A 17,716-nucleotide genomic window follows, 5' to 3' on the forward strand; every position below is an offset into this window, starting at 1 on the left:
TGATGACTATGCGAGGAGAGTGTCCATGCAACGTGTCGGGCTTTATCCGGGGACGTTCGACCCCATTACTGCGGGACATCTCGACATTATCGGCCGCGGGCTGAAACTGGTCGACAAGCTGATCGTCGGCGTTGCCGTGAATGATGCGAAGAAGCCGCTCTTCTCGCTAGATGAGCGCACCGCCATCGTCGAGGAAGAGACGGCAAAGCTGCATAATCCTCGCAACGTCGAGATCGAAGTCCGCTCGTTCGACAATCTGCTTATGCATTTTGCTGAAACCTGCGGCGCGCACGTTATCATTCGCGGGCTACGTGCTGTTTCGGACTTTGAATACGAATTCCAGATGACCGCGATGAACGAGCAGCTGAACCGCGAGATTGAAACCGTCTTCCTTATGGCGGATGTTCAGCATCAGGCTGTTGCTTCGCGTCTCGTGAAGGAAATTGCGAAGTTCGGGGGCGATATTTCATCGTTCGTCACGCCAAGCGTGCGGGCCAAGCTTCTGGAGAAGTATAAGTGAGATTTTCGACATTTGCGGTGAGCACGCTGGTTCTTGCAGGCATGGCGGGCGCAACCGCGTGTGCGCAGGGGACATCTGAGGCGCCGGAGCCACCGGTCTTCACAGTGGAGGACGTCGAGGCGTCGCCGGATGCCTGGCGACAAGCCGATCCCGCGAACCTGATGGTCATGGAGACCACCAAGGGACGTATCATTATCGAAATGCTGCCAGAGGTGGCGCCCGCGCACGCCCAGCAGTTCCGCACAATCGCCAGTGAGGGCAAATGGGACGGTACGAAGTTTCATCGTGTCATCGACGACTTCATGGCTCAGGGCGGCGACATCATGGCCATGAATGGCGAAGGCTCCGGTCTTCCCAGTATCAATGGTGAGTTTACCTTCCGCGCCAATCCGGGCGAGATGCCGATGAACGTCATCGGGCCGAGGGATTCAGCGACGCAAGGTCTCTACATGGGCTTTCCGATGGGCACGCAAGCGCAGTTCCTGGCTGAACTGACAGGCGACGCGGCCGTGGAACGCTGGATTCCGCATTGCGCTGGTGTGGTGTCGACCGCGCGGACCGGTGATCCGAATTCTGCGAACAGCCAGTTCTTTCTGATGCGTCACCAGGGCGATCACCTCGATAAGCAATACACGGCATGGGGCCGCGTTGTGGACGGTTTCGACGTCGTGCGCTCGATCAAGCATGGTCCAGCGGGTACGGGTGTGCCGATCAATAATCCTGACCAGCTGACCCGTGCCTATATGGTGAGCGACCTCCCTGAGGGTGAACAGCCGCAGGTTTTCGTGCAGCGCACCGACACCGAAGAGTGGACCGCGCGCCTTGCCGAAGCTGACCAGACCGATACCGATATCTGCGACGTGATGCGCGTACCTGCCGTCGTCGCAGACTAGGAGGGCAGGGTGGACCTATCCGCCTTTGCTTTTGAGCTTCCTGACGAGCTGATCGCACTGCGGCCTGTAGAGCCGCAGGATTCCGCGCGCCTGCTCGTTGTGCACGGCGATGGCCGGCTGGAGGATGCTGGCATACGTCACCTGCCGCGCTATCTCACATCTGGCGACACGCTGGTTTTCAACGATACGCGTGTCATTCCGGCCGCGCTGAAGGGCGTACGCCCGGCGCGAGACGCGGCAGGCACAGATGTGAACATTGATGCCAATCTCGTTGAGCGTGTAAGCCCCGACACCTGGAGAGCGCTGGCGCGGCCCGGCAAGCGTCTGCGCTTGGGCGATGCGATCGCGTTCGGCGAAAACTTCGAAGCAATCATCACGGAAAAAGGTCAAGGCGCGGATCTGTTGCTGCAGTTCAATCGGGCGGGAGAGGCGCTGGACGAGGCGCTGGACGCGTTCGGGGCGATGCCATTGCCGCCCTATATCGCGCGGCGCAGGTCGGCCGATGCAAAAGACCGTGAGACCTACCAGACGAGCTTTGCTGGCGAGGAGGCCCAATCTGTGGCCGCGCCGACCGCGGGCCTGCATTTCACGCCACGCCTTCGTGACGAAATCACGGCTTCAGGTATCGCGAGCGAGTGGGTGCGCCTGCATGTCGGTCTGGGGACATTCTCTCCCCTGCAAGAAAGCCAGCTGGAAAGCGGACGCCTGCATGAAGAATGGCGTCGGGTGAGCCCTGAGGTTGCCGACCGGCTGAACAAAGTTCGTGCAGCGGGCAGGCGGGTCGTCCCGGTCGGCACGACGGCGCTGCGCACGCTGGAAAGCTCTGTCGAGGATGGGAAGATCGTGCCGACGCTAGGGCCGACCGATATCTTCCTGAAGCCCGGAGACAGGCTGCAAGCGACCGATGCGCTGGTGACAAATTTTCACTTGCCGGAAAGCTCGCTCTTCATGCTGGTATGCGCGCTGATGGGGACTGAGGTAATGCAGGCAGCCTATGCGCATGCGGTCAAGGAGAAGTACCGCTTCTATTCCTATGGCGATGCTTGCCTGCTGCTTCCCTGACTGCCTGGACTTGCCTTGCGAGCGATAATCGCTAGAGCCGCGGCCATGGCGACATTCCCGTTTGAGATAAAGGCCCGCGAGGGCAAAGCCCGCACCGGCGTTCTGAAAACGCCGCGCGGCGATATTCGCACACCTGCTTTCATGCCAGTCGGGACCGCAGCGACGGTGAAGGCGATGTATATGGACCAGGTTGAACAGGCCGGGGCCGACATCATCCTTGGCAATACCTACCACTTGATGCTGCGCCCGGGTGCCGAGCGGGTAGAACGCCTCGGCGGCCTGCACGCATTTTCGGGGTGGAAGGGGCCGATGCTGACAGATAGCGGTGGTTTTCAGGTGTGGTCTTTGTCACAGCTTCGCAAGATGGATGCGGACGGCGTAACCTTCAGGAGTCATATTGATGGCTCCGAACATCGTCTGACGCCAGCACGGAGTATCGAGATCCAGGCAGATCTGCTGGGCGCCGACATCTCCATGCAGCTCGACGAATGCACCGATTTTCCCTGCACCCATGAAGAGGCCGAGCGCTCGCTCGATCTATCGCTGGACTGGGGCGCGCGGAGCCTGGAGGCTTTCGGAGACCGTGACGCACAAACGCTGTTCGGCATCGTTCAAGGATCAAACTTTCCGGATCTTCGCGAAAAGTCGGCCAAAGGCGTCGTTTCGCAGGGCTTTGGCGGCATCGCACTTGGCGGTCTCGCCGTCGGCGAGGGCCATGATCAGATGTGCGCGACCATCGATATGACGGTACCACACCTTCCAGAGGCGAAGCCGCGTTATGTGATGGGGGTGGGAAAGCCAATCGACCTCGTCGAGAGCGTCGCGCGTGGCATCGACATGTTTGACTGCGTTCTGCCGACCCGCGCCGGACGGCACGGTCAGGCATGGACATGGGAGGGGCCTATCAACCTCAAAAATGCGCGCTTTTCCGAGGATATGTCGCCTGTCGATGAAGCTGTTCCATCACCGGCAAGCCAAGATTATACAAGAGCTTATTTGCATCACCTGATAAAGTCCGGTGAGTATCTCGGCGCCATGATCCTCTCATGGCATAACACCGCCTTCTTCCAGGCGTTGATGGCGGAGATACGGCTCTCAATAGTCGAAAACAGGTTTGAGGCTTTACGCGCAGAGCTCAGTCATCGTTGGGCAGCGACGAAGTCGTCTGCACGCGCGCCGAAGAGTGCCTGAGGTCAACTGGGCCCTCCTGCTGCGGCGGTGTTCGGGCCTCTGTCGCGGTTGGCGTCGGTGCAGGTGACGATGTGGCAGGCGCCTCGGTCTTCAGCGGTTTGTCACCACGGTAGACCACCGCTGGCTCATTTTCCTCAGCAAAGACGGGCGCCGCGATCCCCTCGCAATTCTTGGTACGGCCAATCGCTTTCAGATAGGTCCGGCGTGCGCGTCCGCGATCGAAGGCTGCACGCACTTTTCTATCGTGGCTATTGGCACCGCTGAGACGTCTCACCCAACCGCGATAGGGGATGAGGCCACGCGCCTCGGACGCCACTACGCCGAGCACCCCATCCGAAGCTGTGTCTGCGGCGCGCTCTGAAAGGGTGGCTTGTTCTTCTTCCGTCACTTCATCCCAGTCTGGTGGAAGAACGGCATCCAGGGTCTCGATCTCTGCGGCAAGTTCGCTGCAGGTTGCGGCGGTATTCACCTTGTATGGGTTTGAGATCGCAGCAAGGACTTCCGGCACCTCATCCTTGCGCAAATTGAGGTCCTCAAGCGGCGAAAGGGCCGCGTCGGTAAAACCCGAGCGCGTTTGCGATACAGCCTGGCCAGCTGGCTTACTGGCGCAGGCGGCCAGCGCCAGAGACGTGGAAAAAAGGACAAAGAAAGCGACCTGTTTCATGCCGCATAGAAGACAACAGTAAGTCGGCAGAAAAGTGGCGCAATTTCATCTGCAATTAGGACGTTGCAGCGCGTTGACCTCCGGACCGCAGTCGACTAGTTACCACGCTTCGGCGCGCCCATAGCTCAGTTGGTAGAGCAACTGACTTTTAATCAGTAGGTCACAGGTTCGAATCCTGTTGGGCGTACCATATTCTCCGTAAATTCAGATGTTTGTGGCGAAGTACTCAGGCGTGCTTCGACGCCCTCTTCGGCTTCAGAAACTAGCGTATTTTTGCTTTTGGTGTGCGAAGCTTCACCTTCGCGGGCCGCTGGGCTTTTCGAACAGGCATTGGCTTTCTTCGTGGCGCAGCGTCTCGAGTGCGCTGAGTTATTGCCTGCGAGACCTGCTCAGCCGCTTCCAACAGCGGCGCATCGTATAGATGGGCGTATCTTGCGGTCGTTTGAGTCTGCGTGTGACCGAGCAGGGCACCGATAACCGGCAAACTATTTCCCTTGGATACAGCTAGGCTCGCAAATGTGTGGCGGAGGTCATGAAGCCTGAAACCTTCGATCCCTGCTTCGTTCAAGACCCGCGCCCAGGTTCTTCTCACTTCTTTTAGCGCAGTGCCTGTTCGAGATGGAGAAACAAAAGGACATTCTGCGTCTGATAAGTGGGACTGTGGCTTCTTGAGCAGGATAGCAACGGCTTTTGAGAGGGGTTTAATGCATTCCCGATACTCACTCGCCTATGCTGCGCCCTTGGCGAATTTCGCTAGTAACCGCCGCCAACCTGCTGCGAATGAAAAAACGTCCTTGTAATAATCTAGGACAAGAGTTTTTTGGTCTGGGCTCTTATTGAGGCAATGAGGTCCGAAAGCGCCGTCTACAGAAACGTTTCCGCAGACAGTCTCAACGTATCGGTTCGGGTTAAGTTCTTTGATCCTATAAACGTTGACTGCTTCGCCGTATCCGCGTTGGTTGTCTTGCCCCAATCGGTACAGATTTTTGTCTTTCCGGAAAATAGCGCCTCCCATTCGCGCGCCGGCGGGATCCAAGCATATAGGGCTAGAGGGATGGGGTCTAAACTCTGAAAAAAGATCGCTAGCGATCCAAAGATTCAAGATCGCATGTGCGGTATCCGCAAAGCCAAAAAACAAGTACCAGTATCCATCTTCGCAATGCATCGTTGCGTCCACGATACGGCTACTCTCCAAACCTTTTAGAGAAAATTTCTCCGATTGATCACCGATTTTTTCGATGTATTGTGCAGAATGACTGCCAACTTCAGGAAGCAGAAATTCGTCGCCGTTGTACACAAAAGACTGAGGATATGAATAGTGTTTTCCCTTTTTAATTGGGTTTGGGGAGATGCTTCCATCTGATGTTATTTCTAGTATTTCGCCGAGGCCCGTCGCCTTATTGAGCCCCTCCAACCGTATTGCTTTGCCGTCCGAAGAAAAAAAAGGGTCTGCGAAAAAGCGATAAGCAGAGTGGGTCGGTATCTCGACGATATCAGCTTTTGTGAGCTTCGTTTGATCTAAGGGACTAAAATCAACTTTACTGGTCCCAACACTCCAGTTTTTCTCAAAGAAAGCTCCGTAGACAAGTCTCTTAAAGCTTTTGAGGAACGTTTGGAGCACGACACTCAAGACTGCAGGGCCAGAAAGCTCATCCTGTATCGTCTCTAAGCTCGAAGGTGAGAAGATGGGGGCCTGCTCGGATTGATTGAATGAAGTGATAAGAGTAGCATTAGCCATCCGCTGGAATTCTTGGTATGACCTTCGAAGCGAATACGGATATACTTTAGCCCATACGGGCAATAACCGACTAACTCCATCTCCGGGATGTCCTGGCTGATGCGAGTACGATAGTTGGCCTATCGGAGTTTTGGATTGCTCCCTGACAAAGCTGGACAGCACTAGTTTCTGAGCTGCGCTTTCGGAATACGAAAAAATCGTCGTCCCATGAAACTTCGTTAGGCCACTGGCGAATTGATCCAAACTGCTATCAACTATCGTGTCGATTTGGTGAGCTTCCAAGGCATCTTCGCATATGTGTTGGTCAGTTGTCGGACAGATGAATCGATAATCAACAGAAGACTGTTCTAGTTGCTTGGAGCCCTTATTCTGTTTCGGTACCCGTAGCCATATTGATCTAACAGCTTCAATGACGAACTGACGAGCTGCTATCTTTTCCCCATGCTGCGTCTTCCTTAGCGCAATAATGAGCACAATCTTGCTTTTATGCGAACCCTGTCGCAGCGCTTCGGTCTGCCAAGCGCCGTATTGCAGACTATCAGTTATAAGGGCGATGCGTCTTGCCATGTAAGGAGCGGAGTTAAGATACGCCCAGCTTAAAGCGACAAGTCCACACGGCCATTCGCTGCGCTATAACGTCCAAGTATTTTCGTAAGGAACGTAACACAACTGGGCGTGTCGTGATGAAAGAAACCAAAGCAAAGAGTAAATCCCATAAGAAGCGAGAAAGAGTAGATGCCCGGTCTGGGTGCGCCGCGCCAACACCGCGCCGACATATACACATAGTAATATAGACCCTGGCATAACATAATAGTTAATGCGGTGCAAAGCGATAGAGGAAAGTATTATAAGTGGCGATAAAGAGAGTATAATTAATGCGATCAGTTTCAAAAAAGGATAGACACGTGGAAAATCTATTCTAATGCGCCTGTGATAATAGAGAAAAAACGGAACAGGAAGCGCGATTAAGGCATATCGAATAATTGCTCCCCCGGATGAGACAGATCCATAAATTTGGTCGATATATCGATCTGCGTAGGTGTCAAAACGATCAGCAAGCAGCAATGACGCGGCGGGTCCAATAACTGCAACGGCTACTGCAAGCCTAATCGTATCGACTTTCTCGCCAGCCAATAGTGCAATCGGTAGGAACATCACAACTGAGGTATGAAACTGCATGCCGACAAGAATTAGCATAGCCGTACGAATTTTTTTCTCAGATATAAATGCATTAAAGGCGAGCATTAAAAATGCGCCAGCCAATGCTTGTCGAATGCCGGACATTCCAAGTTGAACAATCACGACTGGAAATAGTAATGCTAAAATAATGCCGGACCAGCGATGCGCTTTTGCAAAAATAGAATAACAAAAAACGAGTATAACGGAGGCAAAAACATTCAGCCAAGTATAGTCTAGATTTATAGACTTTACGGAGTAAACTAGGAGCGAAAATCCTATTTCCTCGCCCTTGAAAACATTGCTTAGGTCGTTTGGTAGAGCGTAATTGTTCCACCTATTCAGGTAGCCTGTATAATCGCATCCGGTATAGTATCTGAATCCCATGAACCAAATCAGAAAGAGGGATACAAAAAATATATAAATGCCGATTTTCCTGACGCCGGAAGATAATCCCGCGAAGGTTAGCATGGAGTAGATACCAAGGTAGGTTAGCATTTTAAGCTTTCACTGAGCTCTTTGCAGGCACATAATTTGAACATATTTATCGGCGCCGACTGATACGGTTAAACCCTTTCGCTGCGTAAGAGGCGATTTCGCTAAGTGCGGGTCGTGGGTCGGTTATGGAGAAAACAGCCGATGTGTGCGCGCGGGCAGGGCCAGAGCGTTCAGAATTTGGAGCGCCCAAGATAAAGTCGCGGTGGGTCGCGTAAAAGAGCCGGGACGCCACGTCTTTCAGCCAATAGCGCCATCGGACGCCGTCTAACTGACGCGCCGATGAAGAAGTTTCGGTGTCCCGATCACTGTTCAGATAGCTTTCCACTATTTTTGAGTTGGAATATGTGCTGACTGAGAACCAGAGAGATGGCCGAGGATTGATCTCTATCAGACTAAGTTTTCCAGTCGCTGGTTCCCTTTTGAATTCAGCAGCTGCGACGCCCTCATAGCCTAGGCCCAACAAGAGCTGTTCAGCAATTGATGCGGTTTCGCCACAAACTTCACTCTGAACAAGTGAGGCTGACCCGAAACCTGGCGGATACTGCCTGAGCTTTCTGGCGGTGAAACGTTGCCGAACTCGACCATTCTCGTCGATATGTCCCGCCCAAAGCATGATCTCGCTTTCGGGACCTGCCACAATTTCTTGTACTAGGATCAGGTCGATTTCATCAGGTATACTGCGGATGGTCGCTTCAAAATCACCTGCCTCTTTTACTACCCAGCCCTTTTGGCCTTTCATAAGATGTTTCACTTCATGTATGCGTGCAGGTTTGATCATACAGGGATAAGCAATGCTGTCTTTGAGCGATTTCGCCTCACTCAACGTCGACCTCCAAATTTTTGGATAGCTCACGCCGAAAGTATCGCAGATAGAGTAGAGCTGTCCCTTATCCATCAGACGAATTGCCAGTCCATCTTTGTAGGACTTAGGTAATTCAACGACCTTCGACAGGGCGCTAGCGTTTGCGGAGACCGCTGCTAAATCTTGATCTGATGTAACGATCAATTCCGGCTTCTTGCTTTGATAGGAGGAGCCGCGCTTGATAACGGCTGCGACACGGGCTTCGGCGCTTTTCTCAGCAATGTGATCAGTGAGGAAGCGGGACCGCAGACCTGGTGAGCCCGGTGCGCCTACTCCCAGGACGGTGTACCCAGCCTGCGCGGCCTCCCTCACTGCATAAAGGCCTGTTGGAGATAGGCCAAGCACGATCACATCAATGGGTTTTGACGTCATCTATCACCTGTTTCAGCAGCAACGCCAAATCATGAGCAATCGTAGCCGGGGCAAAACGCTGTTCAACTTCGTTTCTGGCCGCATGAGCGATACGCTGACGCAGCTCTGCACTTTCTATGAGCTTGCTTAGATGGCTCTCCCAGTCGTCGAGTGTCTCGCACAGAAAACCGGTTTCTCCGTGACGGATGAGTTCTCTGTTATAGCCGATGTCCGCTACCACAGGCACGACGCCTGCAGCCATATAAGTTCTTGCTTTGCCGCCCGATTTACCTCTCGCCCAATCTTCTGGCGGCAGGGGCATGAGGCCAATATCGAAGCGGGCGAGCGCAGCTAGCTCGTGATCTAGCGACCAGTCGGTAAGCGTCCAATTAATCCCGTCCATCGTGAATTCTTTCCCACCCATGATCTCCCATCTAACATGGGGATTCTTCTGGGCGATCGCCTGCAGTGCTGGCTCAATAAAATTCAAATACTTTACTGTAGACGGAGAACCCAGCCAGCCGATCGTCACCGGCGCATCATTTGAATGCGGGGTATGCATGGGGATGCGTGCAGTGTCTTCGGCCACTTCCAGCGTCACCGCCCGCAGCGCCCCAGCCTCGACGGCCGCATCGCGCAGCCAGTTGTTTCCGGCGACTACGCAATGCACCAGTCTAAACAGTTTGCGCGTCTTGTCTCCTGAGCGGAGTGCGGTGGCTATCCAGTTGTAGCGTGACGGCTTTTTGATGAAGAGCGCATCGTCATAGTCGAAGAACAACACGGCACCGCGTGTCTTCAGCCAACCTTCGATCACGGGGCGTCCGAAAGGCAGCAGTTCGCGTTGTAGATATAGCGCGTCGTAGTGGCGCCATTTTCGCAGGGCCCAGAGTCGATGGACTGTCGCTCTAAGGGTGGCGAGGATTTTTGCTATAGTATTGCCAGAGCCGAGCGATAGGTGGTACATCGGCGTGTTCATAAAGCTCTGAACCGTGGCCTCGACCCCATGGCTTGCGAGATACGGAATATACTGGAAGACCCGATAACGACTAGAGGCCCCCTCAACCGGGTAGCGCGTAAGAAACAAGACGCGAATTGCTCGCTCTGTCATGGGTGCAACTGCTTCAGCCAAGTGTATATTGCTGCGTAGTCTCTCACGCCGCCCGATAAGGAAAACCGCGCCTCGGCGGCCGCACGGCAGCGCTGAGGCATCTCGGGATCTGCGGCCATTTCAAACAATTGTTGCAGGCCGGCGTCGAGATTGTCCAGAACCACCCCATCTAACCCTAGCGGCGGCAACGCAATTCCCGTGCCGGTTTCATTGATATCCTCGGCCACGTCCCCCACACCGCCATTTGTCAGGCACGGTTTGCCGCAGGCTAGGAACTCTCCCATGCGCGTTGGGCAGGAGGCGCGTTTCGACCAGGCCGGACGGATGAAGAACAAACCCGCATCCATCCGCCCGATATGGGCGCCGACCTCGTCAAACGCCGCGCCGTGGATTTCGACGCGAGCCAAATCTACGCCCGCTGCTAGAAGTGTTTCGCGCACATATTCATGATTTCCCTTCGTGATTACAAGAAAACGCGCGTCCGGACGCATCTCAAAGGCGCGGGCCACAGTCTGGGCCACCGCGTCGAACAGATACCAACTGCCGACCGAGCCCACATACCCCAAAGTGAAGTCCGGCGCGTCGTTAGCGGAGGTTTCGGAAGGCGAGAGTGGAAACATTTCAAGGTTGGTGCAGGTCGGGATAACGGAAGAGGGGGGCGTGCGTCCCCTTAGATATTCGAAGGCCTCGAATTCTCGAATGCCCGCACGCGTTAACGAAACTACGTGATCGGCGCCCAAGAAAAGCTGCCGCTCGACCAGTTTGAAGACGCGGTATGGCAAACTGTTTTTTGACCAGATCCCGCCATCAACACGCTCGTCTGGCCAAAAGCCGCGCATGTCGAAAATATAACGCGCTCCGGTCGCGCGTTTGACCGCTAGGCCCATCAGCCCGGCAATATAGCTACGGCAGTGCACGATATCAGCGTTTATTTCTCGGGCCAACCGGATCGCTTGCTGCCGGCCTGCGATAAGATCGTACAATGTCGCCAAAGTACCACTAGGCCTGTTGTGCCAGATGCGTGGACGCCACGCAACGCCGGCTGCCTTGCACTGCGCGCGCACGAGGGCGACGCGAGTGGTATCCGATAGAGCATCGGGTTTCTCAAAACTGAGTACCGTCATGCGATATCCCGCGCGCCCAAGGGCCAGGATGTATTGCAGAACCTGGCTTTGACCCAAAGGATCCATCAGACCTGTATAAGAAATGTAGAGAACTGACGTCATAGAATCTGTGGCCTCGTCAGCGCGCGCCTGGCTAATGCTCAGACGTCAGGCTTTCGTAAATCTCAATTAGTTCAGAAGCAATCGTTGGTAGACTGAAATGTGCCTCTGCCCGCGAGCGTGCTGCCCTTCCCATTGCCCCGCGCAACACGGGATCATCAGCGATCTCTAAAATGGCATCCGTCAGCGCACCCTTGTCACCAATCGGCACTAGCCGCCCCGTATCTCCCATAAGTTCGGGCAACCCGCCAGCCTTTGATGCTATCACCGGCTTCGACAAACTCATGGCTTCGAGCGCGGTCAGTCCGAAACCCTCAAACCGGGAAGGAATTACAACGATATCCGCGGTCGCGACGGTGGTGAGGAGCTCGCGGTGCGTGAGCCATCCCGTGATGGATGTACGGTCTTCGAGCCTATTGGCGGTAATTCTCGCCTCAATCTCACCACGCATAGGCCCATCCCCAGCTAAGGTCGCCTTGAAAGGGAGCCCTGCGGTTCGGAGGCTGCAAAGAGCATCCAGAAAGTCACAATGCCCCTTTTCGTGGACGAGCCGTCCGGGAAGAACCAGATGAACTGACGAGCGATTGTCGGTATCGCCGCCCGATAGTGCGCTTGACACACGATCAACCGCGTTTAGATCGACCGGGTTGTGCAAGACTGAGATTGAGGTGTCGGCGAGCCTGAGCGCATCTTGATAATGGCTGGCAACAGGACCGCTGATAGCTAGCTTATAATCAAAACCGGGAGGAACAAGACGTGCTAATAATTGACGCCTCGCCCACAAGCCTACGCCAGCCTTGTTAGCCCCAGGTGCATAGGCAAGGTTGTGAAACGTCACGCAGGTTCGCGCTCGGGTCATCCCTCGGAGCCTAGAGAGCGCTGTATAAACAGTGGGAAAGTAGAGATGCGCATGAATAATATCGCAATCAAGCTCTTCAGCTTTGGACGCAATGTTACGCGCACCAGCGACAACATTCCATTTGCGGTGGGGGGGCAGCACGTGGACCGGGATGCCAGCGGCCTCAAGCTGAGGTTTCAGGTCAAATGGCGGTTTAAGCACGAAAACTGAGACGTCATGGCCTCGACGTTTTAGCTCCGGCAGAACAATGGTCAGAAGCGTCTCCGCACCACCGCGGCCTAGTGTTTCGATGACGTGGATAATGACAAAACTCAAACGACTGCTTTCGCACGGCCCCAAAGCTTCAACTAGTTAGAACACCCTGCTCGCAAGCGAGACGTTAAGCGTTGAACCCTGCTTGCTTAGAACTATTGAACAAACTTGAAAGGCTACCTTGGTTTTGAATTCCATATTCTGCTACCAACGAGTAATCGCAGGAAGTCTTTTGCCAAGGCCCGCAATCCTAAACTTCGAAACGGGTTACCAATGTATCCGTGTGACATGAGCAATGAGTAAAAAGCCCCAGAGCGTTCTAAGAAAGATGAGTGCGAATATAATTTTTCTCGCAATTCATAAGTCCGACGCAGTCCTTCAAAATGACTTGCTGAAATCAAAAATTTTTCAGCTTTGTCCTTGTTTACCACTTGCTGCGCTGTTCTTTCTAAGGCTGACACACAAGACCGGGCTGCGGCAGCGAGATGATTGTAGTTAGCAGCTCCTACTCGACCCGCTTCAAGCGTACGCTCAACAAAGGTTTTCCTATCGTACTTCCCCGTGACTGTTCCGCCGTGACGACGATACAATACCGACTTTCGATCAATGATATATACTCCGCCCAGAGCATTCCCGATCATAGAAAACCACTTATCGTGAGGTTGCTGACCGTCCGGACGATAGTAACTGATTGGTCTAACAGAATCATCTAATTGACGTATCAGATCAGAATTCACGGCCATTAGAAACCCTGGCCAAACCCAAAAGCCTGGTCGCCTATTTGCTCCGAAATAACCTTTACCTGGATGTGGCGGAAAAGTACCGCGCAACACATTAAGATGCTCATCACACAGCTCGGCCCGGTGTAAAATGAGGCTCAGTCCCGGGCGCTCTAGAGCTGTTGCTTCGACCTCGATGAGCCGATCTGGAAGCCACACATCATCTTGATCGCAAAAAGCCACCCATTGCCCTGAACATCGTCTGGCCGTGTTGAGAAAGTTTTCAGCAAAACCGAGCCTTGCACGGTTCTGATGTATCTTCACGTCGAACGGTGCTTTTGAGCGAAAAGCATTCAAAATATGGATCGTGCTATCTTCAGATAGATCGTCACCAACAACAAGCTCATCGGGCAATCTTTTTTGTGCCAAGAGGCTATCAAGTTGCTCAGTTAAAAACCTTTCACCGTTGAAAGTCGTCATGGCAACAGATAAAAACACGTTACTCAATCAGCCGACCTTCCTCTCGCCTTTAACTCTCTCCAAATTTCAAAATCCCTTGCATAATAGTTATCTATGAAGTCCCGAAGCCATTTAGTCATATAAGTCCTGCTCAAACTAGTTTTAGCGGGCTTATACATTATCTCTCTTGCCAAATGAGATACCATTGGAAGCTTTTGACCGAGCGAACGAACAAGATTAATTTGCTTTGCAAGCTGAGTTAATTTTCGATGGGCGGAACTTTGAAAAACTCGGGCCGCATTTTTCTCTCCCACTTCACTTGAGGGCTCATCAGTAATCTGCGCTATGATATCTAGCAGTCGTTGTGCTTCGCTAACATCAATAACAGTTTTAACGACCCGAGTTCCGTCTATTTCGAGAAAATTCGATTGTTTCTCGAAGTGAATGAAACGGTAATCATCGATCAAGTCTTTCTGAGAAATCTGATCACAAACACTGTTTGCACTCTCAATAACTTGTTTTTTACTCATAGACGCGATGTTTGTGTTTAGGTAAACACGAGAGTGCTGGGACAAAGATGAAAAAAATCTCTCGTACGGATTTCGTATGAGCGCAAAGCTCTCGTACGCACAAACCTTTTCAAAAGCATAAAAAAAGTATTCGTTCAATTTTGCTAGTGGTATGTGTGTATAGTCCATAAATCCACACATCGGATGGCTATTTATTCTTCCGGCAGAGAACTCTGAATATTCATTAAGGTGGTCAAGATGATTCCTTATGCTTGTTCCTGCACATTTTGGGATGTGAATAAATGCAAATTGAAATTTGTCACTGATGATCATGATTTTTGAAGTTTACACATTTGATAGAGTGCGTTGAGGAACTGTGTTGCTTGATAGTCCCTTCTGAACATCTGAACATCTGCAGCCGACCGATACGGACTGGAGTGCGCCATCAGCTTGTCAATTGCTTTAGAAATGCCGGCAACGTTCTGATACGAAGCCACTTCGCCCAGATCATATTCATTAACAACCTTCGAAAGCTCTATATTGTTATTATTCAATAGAAGTATTGGAGATCCTGACCCGATATATTCGAATAGTTTACCAGTCAAAACACCTGCCTCGGCATGCTGAAGCAGCACAAGTGCTGATGCAGACTTCATCAATTTTATTGCTTTTGAATGATCTACATAATCCAAAAAACTACACCAGTTTTTGCCAGAGCACCGATCAATTATACGTTGGTACTCAGAAGGATTATTTGATCCAACAATTTCGAGGTGAACGTCTTTTAGTCCCTCATCCCGTCGACGCTGATTAATGATAGCGGTTGCCTCAATAAGCTTATGGAGGCTGTCTGGATGTGTAATGAAACCAATGTACCTGATGACCTTCTCGTCAGATGACGTCTCGACATTATCTCTCAATGTAAAGAAATCTTCTGTGTCGTATCCATTGTAAATGAGACTAATTTGCTTCCCATTAATATTGTAGTAATTCTTCAATATGCTATGATAACCTTTGGATACGACGCTAAAGGCATTCGCGGAATTAAAGATACGTTTCTCAATACCATCGATTCGAAAACTTGAAAACGGGCGTGGCGATGTTATACGTTTTCGGTTAAATCGATTTTTATTTTTGAGGTCTCGAATGTCAATAAATAAAGGTTTCTTTGCAATATATGAAATTTTCGCTCCAGCTAGCAGAGCCGAAATACTTCCATAACTTACAAATATAGCGTCGATCTGGCGCGAACGGGTGATCTTGATACCTTCTACGATGGCTGCGGTGCGCCATTCTGCGTTTTCATCAAGAAAAAAAGCCTTCGATAGTTTTCGGGTAATCTTAGTCAGTGTTTTGTTTTTTGAGAGAACTGAGTCGGCCACCCTGTGAACCTCAAGATCCTCGGGCAAATCATCAAGCAGCGTCTCGTCCAGCAGACCTCCGTCAAACTTCGCTGTGACAACGATTGGCTCAGCGCCCATGCGTTTGGCGTACTTGCAAAATTTTGCCACGCGTTGCACGCTTGAGCCTCCGCGCGGCGGAAAGGTCGATGTAATGACCAAAAAGGTCAGAGGGCGGTCGCCAATGCGAGCGTAGTCTTCACCCCGCAGAACATGATCCTCAGAACTGGGCTTGTCGGAGGGTTCCGTCGTCATTGCTTCACCTTAAGCTCCGCCAACAATGGCTTGAAAAGCTTCGCTATCAATCATCAATTCAGTGTATGGGCCCTGAGCGACCAGTTTGCCTTTCTCTAACACGAGAATCATATCGCATTCGCGAACCGTGCTGATGCGGTGAGCTACCATGATAATTGTTTTCTGCCGACTAAGCTTATCAACTGCGGCCATGACCTCTTTTTCAGTCAGATTGTCGAGTGCGCTCGTGGCTTCGTCGAATACGATGAGATCGGGATCGTGATAAAGCGCACGAGCTATCCCCAGGCGTTGACGCTGACCGCCTGACAATCGAACACCGCGTTCACCAACCTTTGTGTCGTAGCCCTCGGGTAGATCCTCGATAATAAATTCGTGAACTTGCGCCATACGCGCGCATTCGGCAACGCGAACACGATCAATTTGTTCGGACGGCATACCGAGCGCTATGTTTTCAGCGATAGAGGCATCAACCAAAAATATTTCTTGGGGTACATAACCGATAGTCTGTTGCCAGGAGCGCACATTGTCCGATGTGATAGGCTTACCATCGATCAACATTTCTCCAGAGGTTGCCTCCAACAGGCCCAACAGCACATCCATCAATGTCGTTTTTCCAGCACCGGTACTGCCCACGACGCCTACGCGGCTGCCGATAGGGATGGTGACTGAGACTTCTTTGAGGCCCACGCCGTCTGAACCCGGATAGCTAAATGAAAGGGCCCTGAATTCGATGCTGTCATGCAGACCCAATGGCTCTACTGTTCCGCGCGGCAAAGGGTGCAGATCTTCGCGCAGAACCAAGTCTTCATAAACTGAATCAATGGCAGCAGCGCCAAAGCGCATCGCTGAGATAGACTGATAGGCCGACTGAAATGTCGGGAGCAGGCGGTAGCCGGCAAACGCGTAGAGCCCCAGAATCGGAAGCACCTCCCCAAGCGCTTCTCCATCCGCACCTCCCTGGCGTGCCATCAGGACCAGGCAAAGAAGGATAATGCCCCCAAATGCGACCGCCTCAATGGCGAATTTTGGCAATTGGCCGAGTGTCATACTTGCCGCCTGAGAACGAGCAACTTTAATGGCTGCCATGCGAAACCGCTTGAGATAGGTTTGCTCGCGACCAAGAACCTTAATTACCTTTATGCCGTTCAAAGCGTCACTGACGGAGGCGAAACGTTCCCGGTTTGCTACAACCCGTTCCTGTCCGATCCGCGACAGAAACCCTTTGGTAACCGCAAAAATCAATCCATAGGCCCCACCAAGTATGCTGCCAGCCACTAGAGCGGTCACAGGGTCGACAACGACTAGTAGGGTTATGATCATGGCCATCGTGATGATGCTCGCCACTAAAGTCATGAAGGGTTTGATTGTGGCGCTGACTGCCTGACTCGACTCTACAATAGTTCGTGCGGCAAGGTCACCACTATGTCGGTCAAGAAAGAATGGATATGCTTGTCTGAAGTAACCATTTAATAGTCGTTCGGATACACTATAGGATCTCATTTGTGTGTAGCGGTTAATGGCGTAATTTGTGACTATCCGAACCGCTGCGGTGATAACCAATAGAATGAACGCACCAGATCCAAGGAGAAAGAGGAACCGGTCAATGCCAGGCGTTCCGATGATTTCATAGGTCTGACTCAGAAGCGGATTTGTCTCAATAAGCGAAGGATTGCCCAGCACCGCCAAGAAAGGCATTGTCGACGCGATGCCGACGGTTTCAAATGTTGCCATCAACACAACTAGCGCCAAAACCGCGAGTGCCCGACGTCGCTCACTTGGGGTGAGTAATGTGATGAGTACCGTCCTTGCGCGAGGGGCTTTGCTTGTTTCTCTTGCGTGCAAAATTGGCATAAAAATCTTGAAGCGAAGTCTTCTAAATAGATGGGTGTAGATTGTTGGATGGGCAGACGATGTATTGATTGAAACCCGCTTAGATCGGATCCCAACTTCGCGGTGAACCGGGATCATTTCCTAAAT

16 protein-coding genes and 1 tRNA gene are annotated in these 17,716 nt (G+C 52.2%); 5 read left to right on the top strand and 12 right to left on the bottom strand.

The annotated features are described in order from the left end of the window. Positions 1-25: 25 nt before the first annotated feature. Genes coaD through tgt form a run of 4 tightly spaced genes read left to right on the top strand, consistent with a single transcriptional unit; the run spans position 26 to position 3,666 of the window. Positions 26-520, top strand: coding sequence for a pantetheine-phosphate adenylyltransferase (gene coaD, locus D1224_RS15120; RefSeq protein WP_119380767.1), 495 nt, complete (start codon positions 26-28; stop codon positions 518-520). Beyond that, a complete protein-coding gene (locus D1224_RS15125; protein ID WP_119380768.1) occupies positions 517-1,413 on the top strand; it encodes a peptidylprolyl isomerase in 897 nt (298 codons plus the stop codon). The genes coaD and D1224_RS15125 overlap by 4 nt, the downstream gene beginning before the upstream one ends. 9 nt (positions 1,414-1,422) lie before the next feature. Then, positions 1,423-2,475, top strand: a complete 1,053-nt coding sequence (gene queA / locus D1224_RS15130) for a tRNA preQ1(34) S-adenosylmethionine ribosyltransferase-isomerase QueA (protein ID WP_119380769.1) — start codon at positions 1,423-1,425, stop codon at positions 2,473-2,475. A gap of 45 nt (positions 2,476-2,520) precedes the next feature. Next, a complete protein-coding gene (gene tgt / locus D1224_RS15135; protein WP_119380770.1) occupies positions 2,521-3,666 on the top strand; it encodes a tRNA guanosine(34) transglycosylase Tgt in 1,146 nt (381 codons plus the stop codon). On the opposite strand, the gene D1224_RS15140 is transcribed toward tgt, so the two are convergent. Then, complete coding sequence (locus tag D1224_RS15140) at positions 3,611-4,330, bottom strand: hypothetical protein (protein WP_119380771.1); 720 nt, start codon at positions 4,328-4,330, stop codon at positions 3,611-3,613. The genes tgt and D1224_RS15140 overlap by 56 nt on opposite strands. Before the next feature lie 114 nt (positions 4,331-4,444). Between D1224_RS15140 and D1224_RS15145 the strand changes: the two genes are divergently transcribed. Beyond that, a tRNA-Lys gene (locus tag D1224_RS15145) sits at positions 4,445-4,520 on the top strand. Positions 4,521-4,592: 72 nt separating this feature from the next. Here D1224_RS15145 and D1224_RS16895 read toward each other — a convergent pair. The 11 genes from D1224_RS16895 to D1224_RS15200 all read right to left on the bottom strand — a co-directional run bounded on the left by D1224_RS16895 (position 4,593) and on the right by D1224_RS15200 (position 17,590). Beyond that, positions 4,593-5,036 (bottom strand): site-specific integrase, encoded by a 444-nt coding sequence (locus tag D1224_RS16895; protein ID WP_119380772.1) that lies wholly within the window; start codon positions 5,034-5,036, stop codon positions 4,593-4,595. Positions 5,037-5,057: 21 nt separating this feature from the next. Further along, positions 5,058-6,635 (bottom strand): glucosamine inositolphosphorylceramide transferase family protein, encoded by a 1,578-nt coding sequence (locus D1224_RS15155; RefSeq protein WP_119380773.1) that lies wholly within the window; start codon positions 6,633-6,635, stop codon positions 5,058-5,060. 63 nt (positions 6,636-6,698) lie between these two features. Then, positions 6,699-7,715: an EpsG family protein gene (locus tag D1224_RS15160; RefSeq protein WP_182482329.1), complete on the bottom strand. Its 1,017-nt coding sequence runs from the start codon at positions 7,713-7,715 to the stop codon at positions 6,699-6,701. Positions 7,716-7,788: 73 nt separating this feature from the next. Continuing rightward, complete coding sequence (locus tag D1224_RS15165) at positions 7,789-8,976, bottom strand: carboxylate--amine ligase (RefSeq protein ID WP_119380775.1); 1,188 nt, start codon at positions 8,974-8,976, stop codon at positions 7,789-7,791. After that, positions 8,957-10,063, bottom strand: coding sequence for a glycosyltransferase family 4 protein (locus D1224_RS15170; protein WP_119380776.1), 1,107 nt, complete (start codon positions 10,061-10,063; stop codon positions 8,957-8,959). The genes D1224_RS15165 and D1224_RS15170 overlap by 20 nt, the downstream gene beginning before the upstream one ends. Next, a complete protein-coding gene (locus D1224_RS15175) occupies positions 10,060-11,289 on the bottom strand; it encodes a glycosyltransferase (protein ID WP_119380777.1) in 1,230 nt (409 codons plus the stop codon). The genes D1224_RS15170 and D1224_RS15175 overlap by 4 nt, the downstream gene beginning before the upstream one ends. A 31-nt stretch (positions 11,290-11,320) precedes the next feature. Then, complete coding sequence (locus D1224_RS15180) at positions 11,321-12,460, bottom strand: glycosyltransferase family 4 protein (RefSeq protein ID WP_182482331.1); 1,140 nt, start codon at positions 12,458-12,460, stop codon at positions 11,321-11,323. A gap of 113 nt (positions 12,461-12,573) precedes the next feature. Continuing rightward, positions 12,574-13,614: a glycosyltransferase gene (locus D1224_RS15185; RefSeq protein ID WP_233350595.1), complete on the bottom strand. Its 1,041-nt coding sequence runs from the start codon at positions 13,612-13,614 to the stop codon at positions 12,574-12,576. A gap of 5 nt (positions 13,615-13,619) precedes the next feature. Next, positions 13,620-14,417 (bottom strand): sulfotransferase family 2 domain-containing protein, encoded by a 798-nt coding sequence (locus tag D1224_RS15190; protein WP_119380780.1) that lies wholly within the window; start codon positions 14,415-14,417, stop codon positions 13,620-13,622. Further along, entirely contained in the window at positions 14,414-15,739 is a 1,326-nt protein-coding gene (locus D1224_RS15195) for a glycosyltransferase (RefSeq protein WP_119380781.1), read from the bottom strand. The genes D1224_RS15190 and D1224_RS15195 overlap by 4 nt, the downstream gene beginning before the upstream one ends. Before the next feature lie 9 nt (positions 15,740-15,748). Beyond that, the gene (locus D1224_RS15200) at positions 15,749-17,590 is read right to left on the bottom strand and encodes an ABC transporter ATP-binding protein (RefSeq protein WP_119380782.1); all 1,842 of its coding nucleotides are present in this window, start codon (positions 17,588-17,590) and stop codon (positions 15,749-15,751) included. Positions 17,591-17,716 lie beyond the last annotated feature (126 nt).

The organism is Henriciella barbarensis (genome assembly GCF_003576345.1).
In the GTDB taxonomy this organism is placed as follows: domain Bacteria; phylum Pseudomonadota; class Alphaproteobacteria; order Caulobacterales; family Hyphomonadaceae; genus Henriciella; species Henriciella barbarensis.

Coding starts and splice junctions, on each gene's coding strand:
- coaD (WP_119380767.1), top strand. CDS start 26: ATGCAACGTGTCGGGCTTTATCCGGGGACGTTCGACCCCATTACTGCG.
- tgt (WP_119380770.1), top strand. CDS start 2,521: ATGGCGACATTCCCGTTTGAGATAAAGGCCCGCGAGGGCAAAGCCCGC.
- D1224_RS15140 (WP_119380771.1), bottom strand. CDS start 4,330: ATGAAACAGGTCGCTTTCTTTGTCCTTTTTTCCACGTCTCTGGCGCTG.
- D1224_RS15155 (WP_119380773.1), bottom strand. CDS start 6,635: ATGGCAAGACGCATCGCCCTTATAACTGATAGTCTGCAATACGGCGCT.
- D1224_RS15160 (WP_182482329.1), bottom strand. CDS start 7,715: ATGCTAACCTTCGCGGGATTATCTTCCGGCGTCAGGAAAATCGGCATT.
- D1224_RS15165 (WP_119380775.1), bottom strand. CDS start 8,976: ATGACGTCAAAACCCATTGATGTGATCGTGCTTGGCCTATCTCCAACA.
- D1224_RS15170 (WP_119380776.1), bottom strand. CDS start 10,063: ATGACAGAGCGAGCAATTCGCGTCTTGTTTCTTACGCGCTACCCGGTT.
- D1224_RS15175 (WP_119380777.1), bottom strand. CDS start 11,289: ATGACGTCAGTTCTCTACATTTCTTATACAGGTCTGATGGATCCTTTG.
- D1224_RS15190 (WP_119380780.1), bottom strand. CDS start 14,417: ATGATCATCAGTGACAAATTTCAATTTGCATTTATTCACATCCCAAAA.
- D1224_RS15195 (WP_119380781.1), bottom strand. CDS start 15,739: ATGACGACGGAACCCTCCGACAAGCCCAGTTCTGAGGATCATGTTCTG.
- D1224_RS15200 (WP_119380782.1), bottom strand. CDS start 17,590: ATGCCAATTTTGCACGCAAGAGAAACAAGCAAAGCCCCTCGCGCAAGG.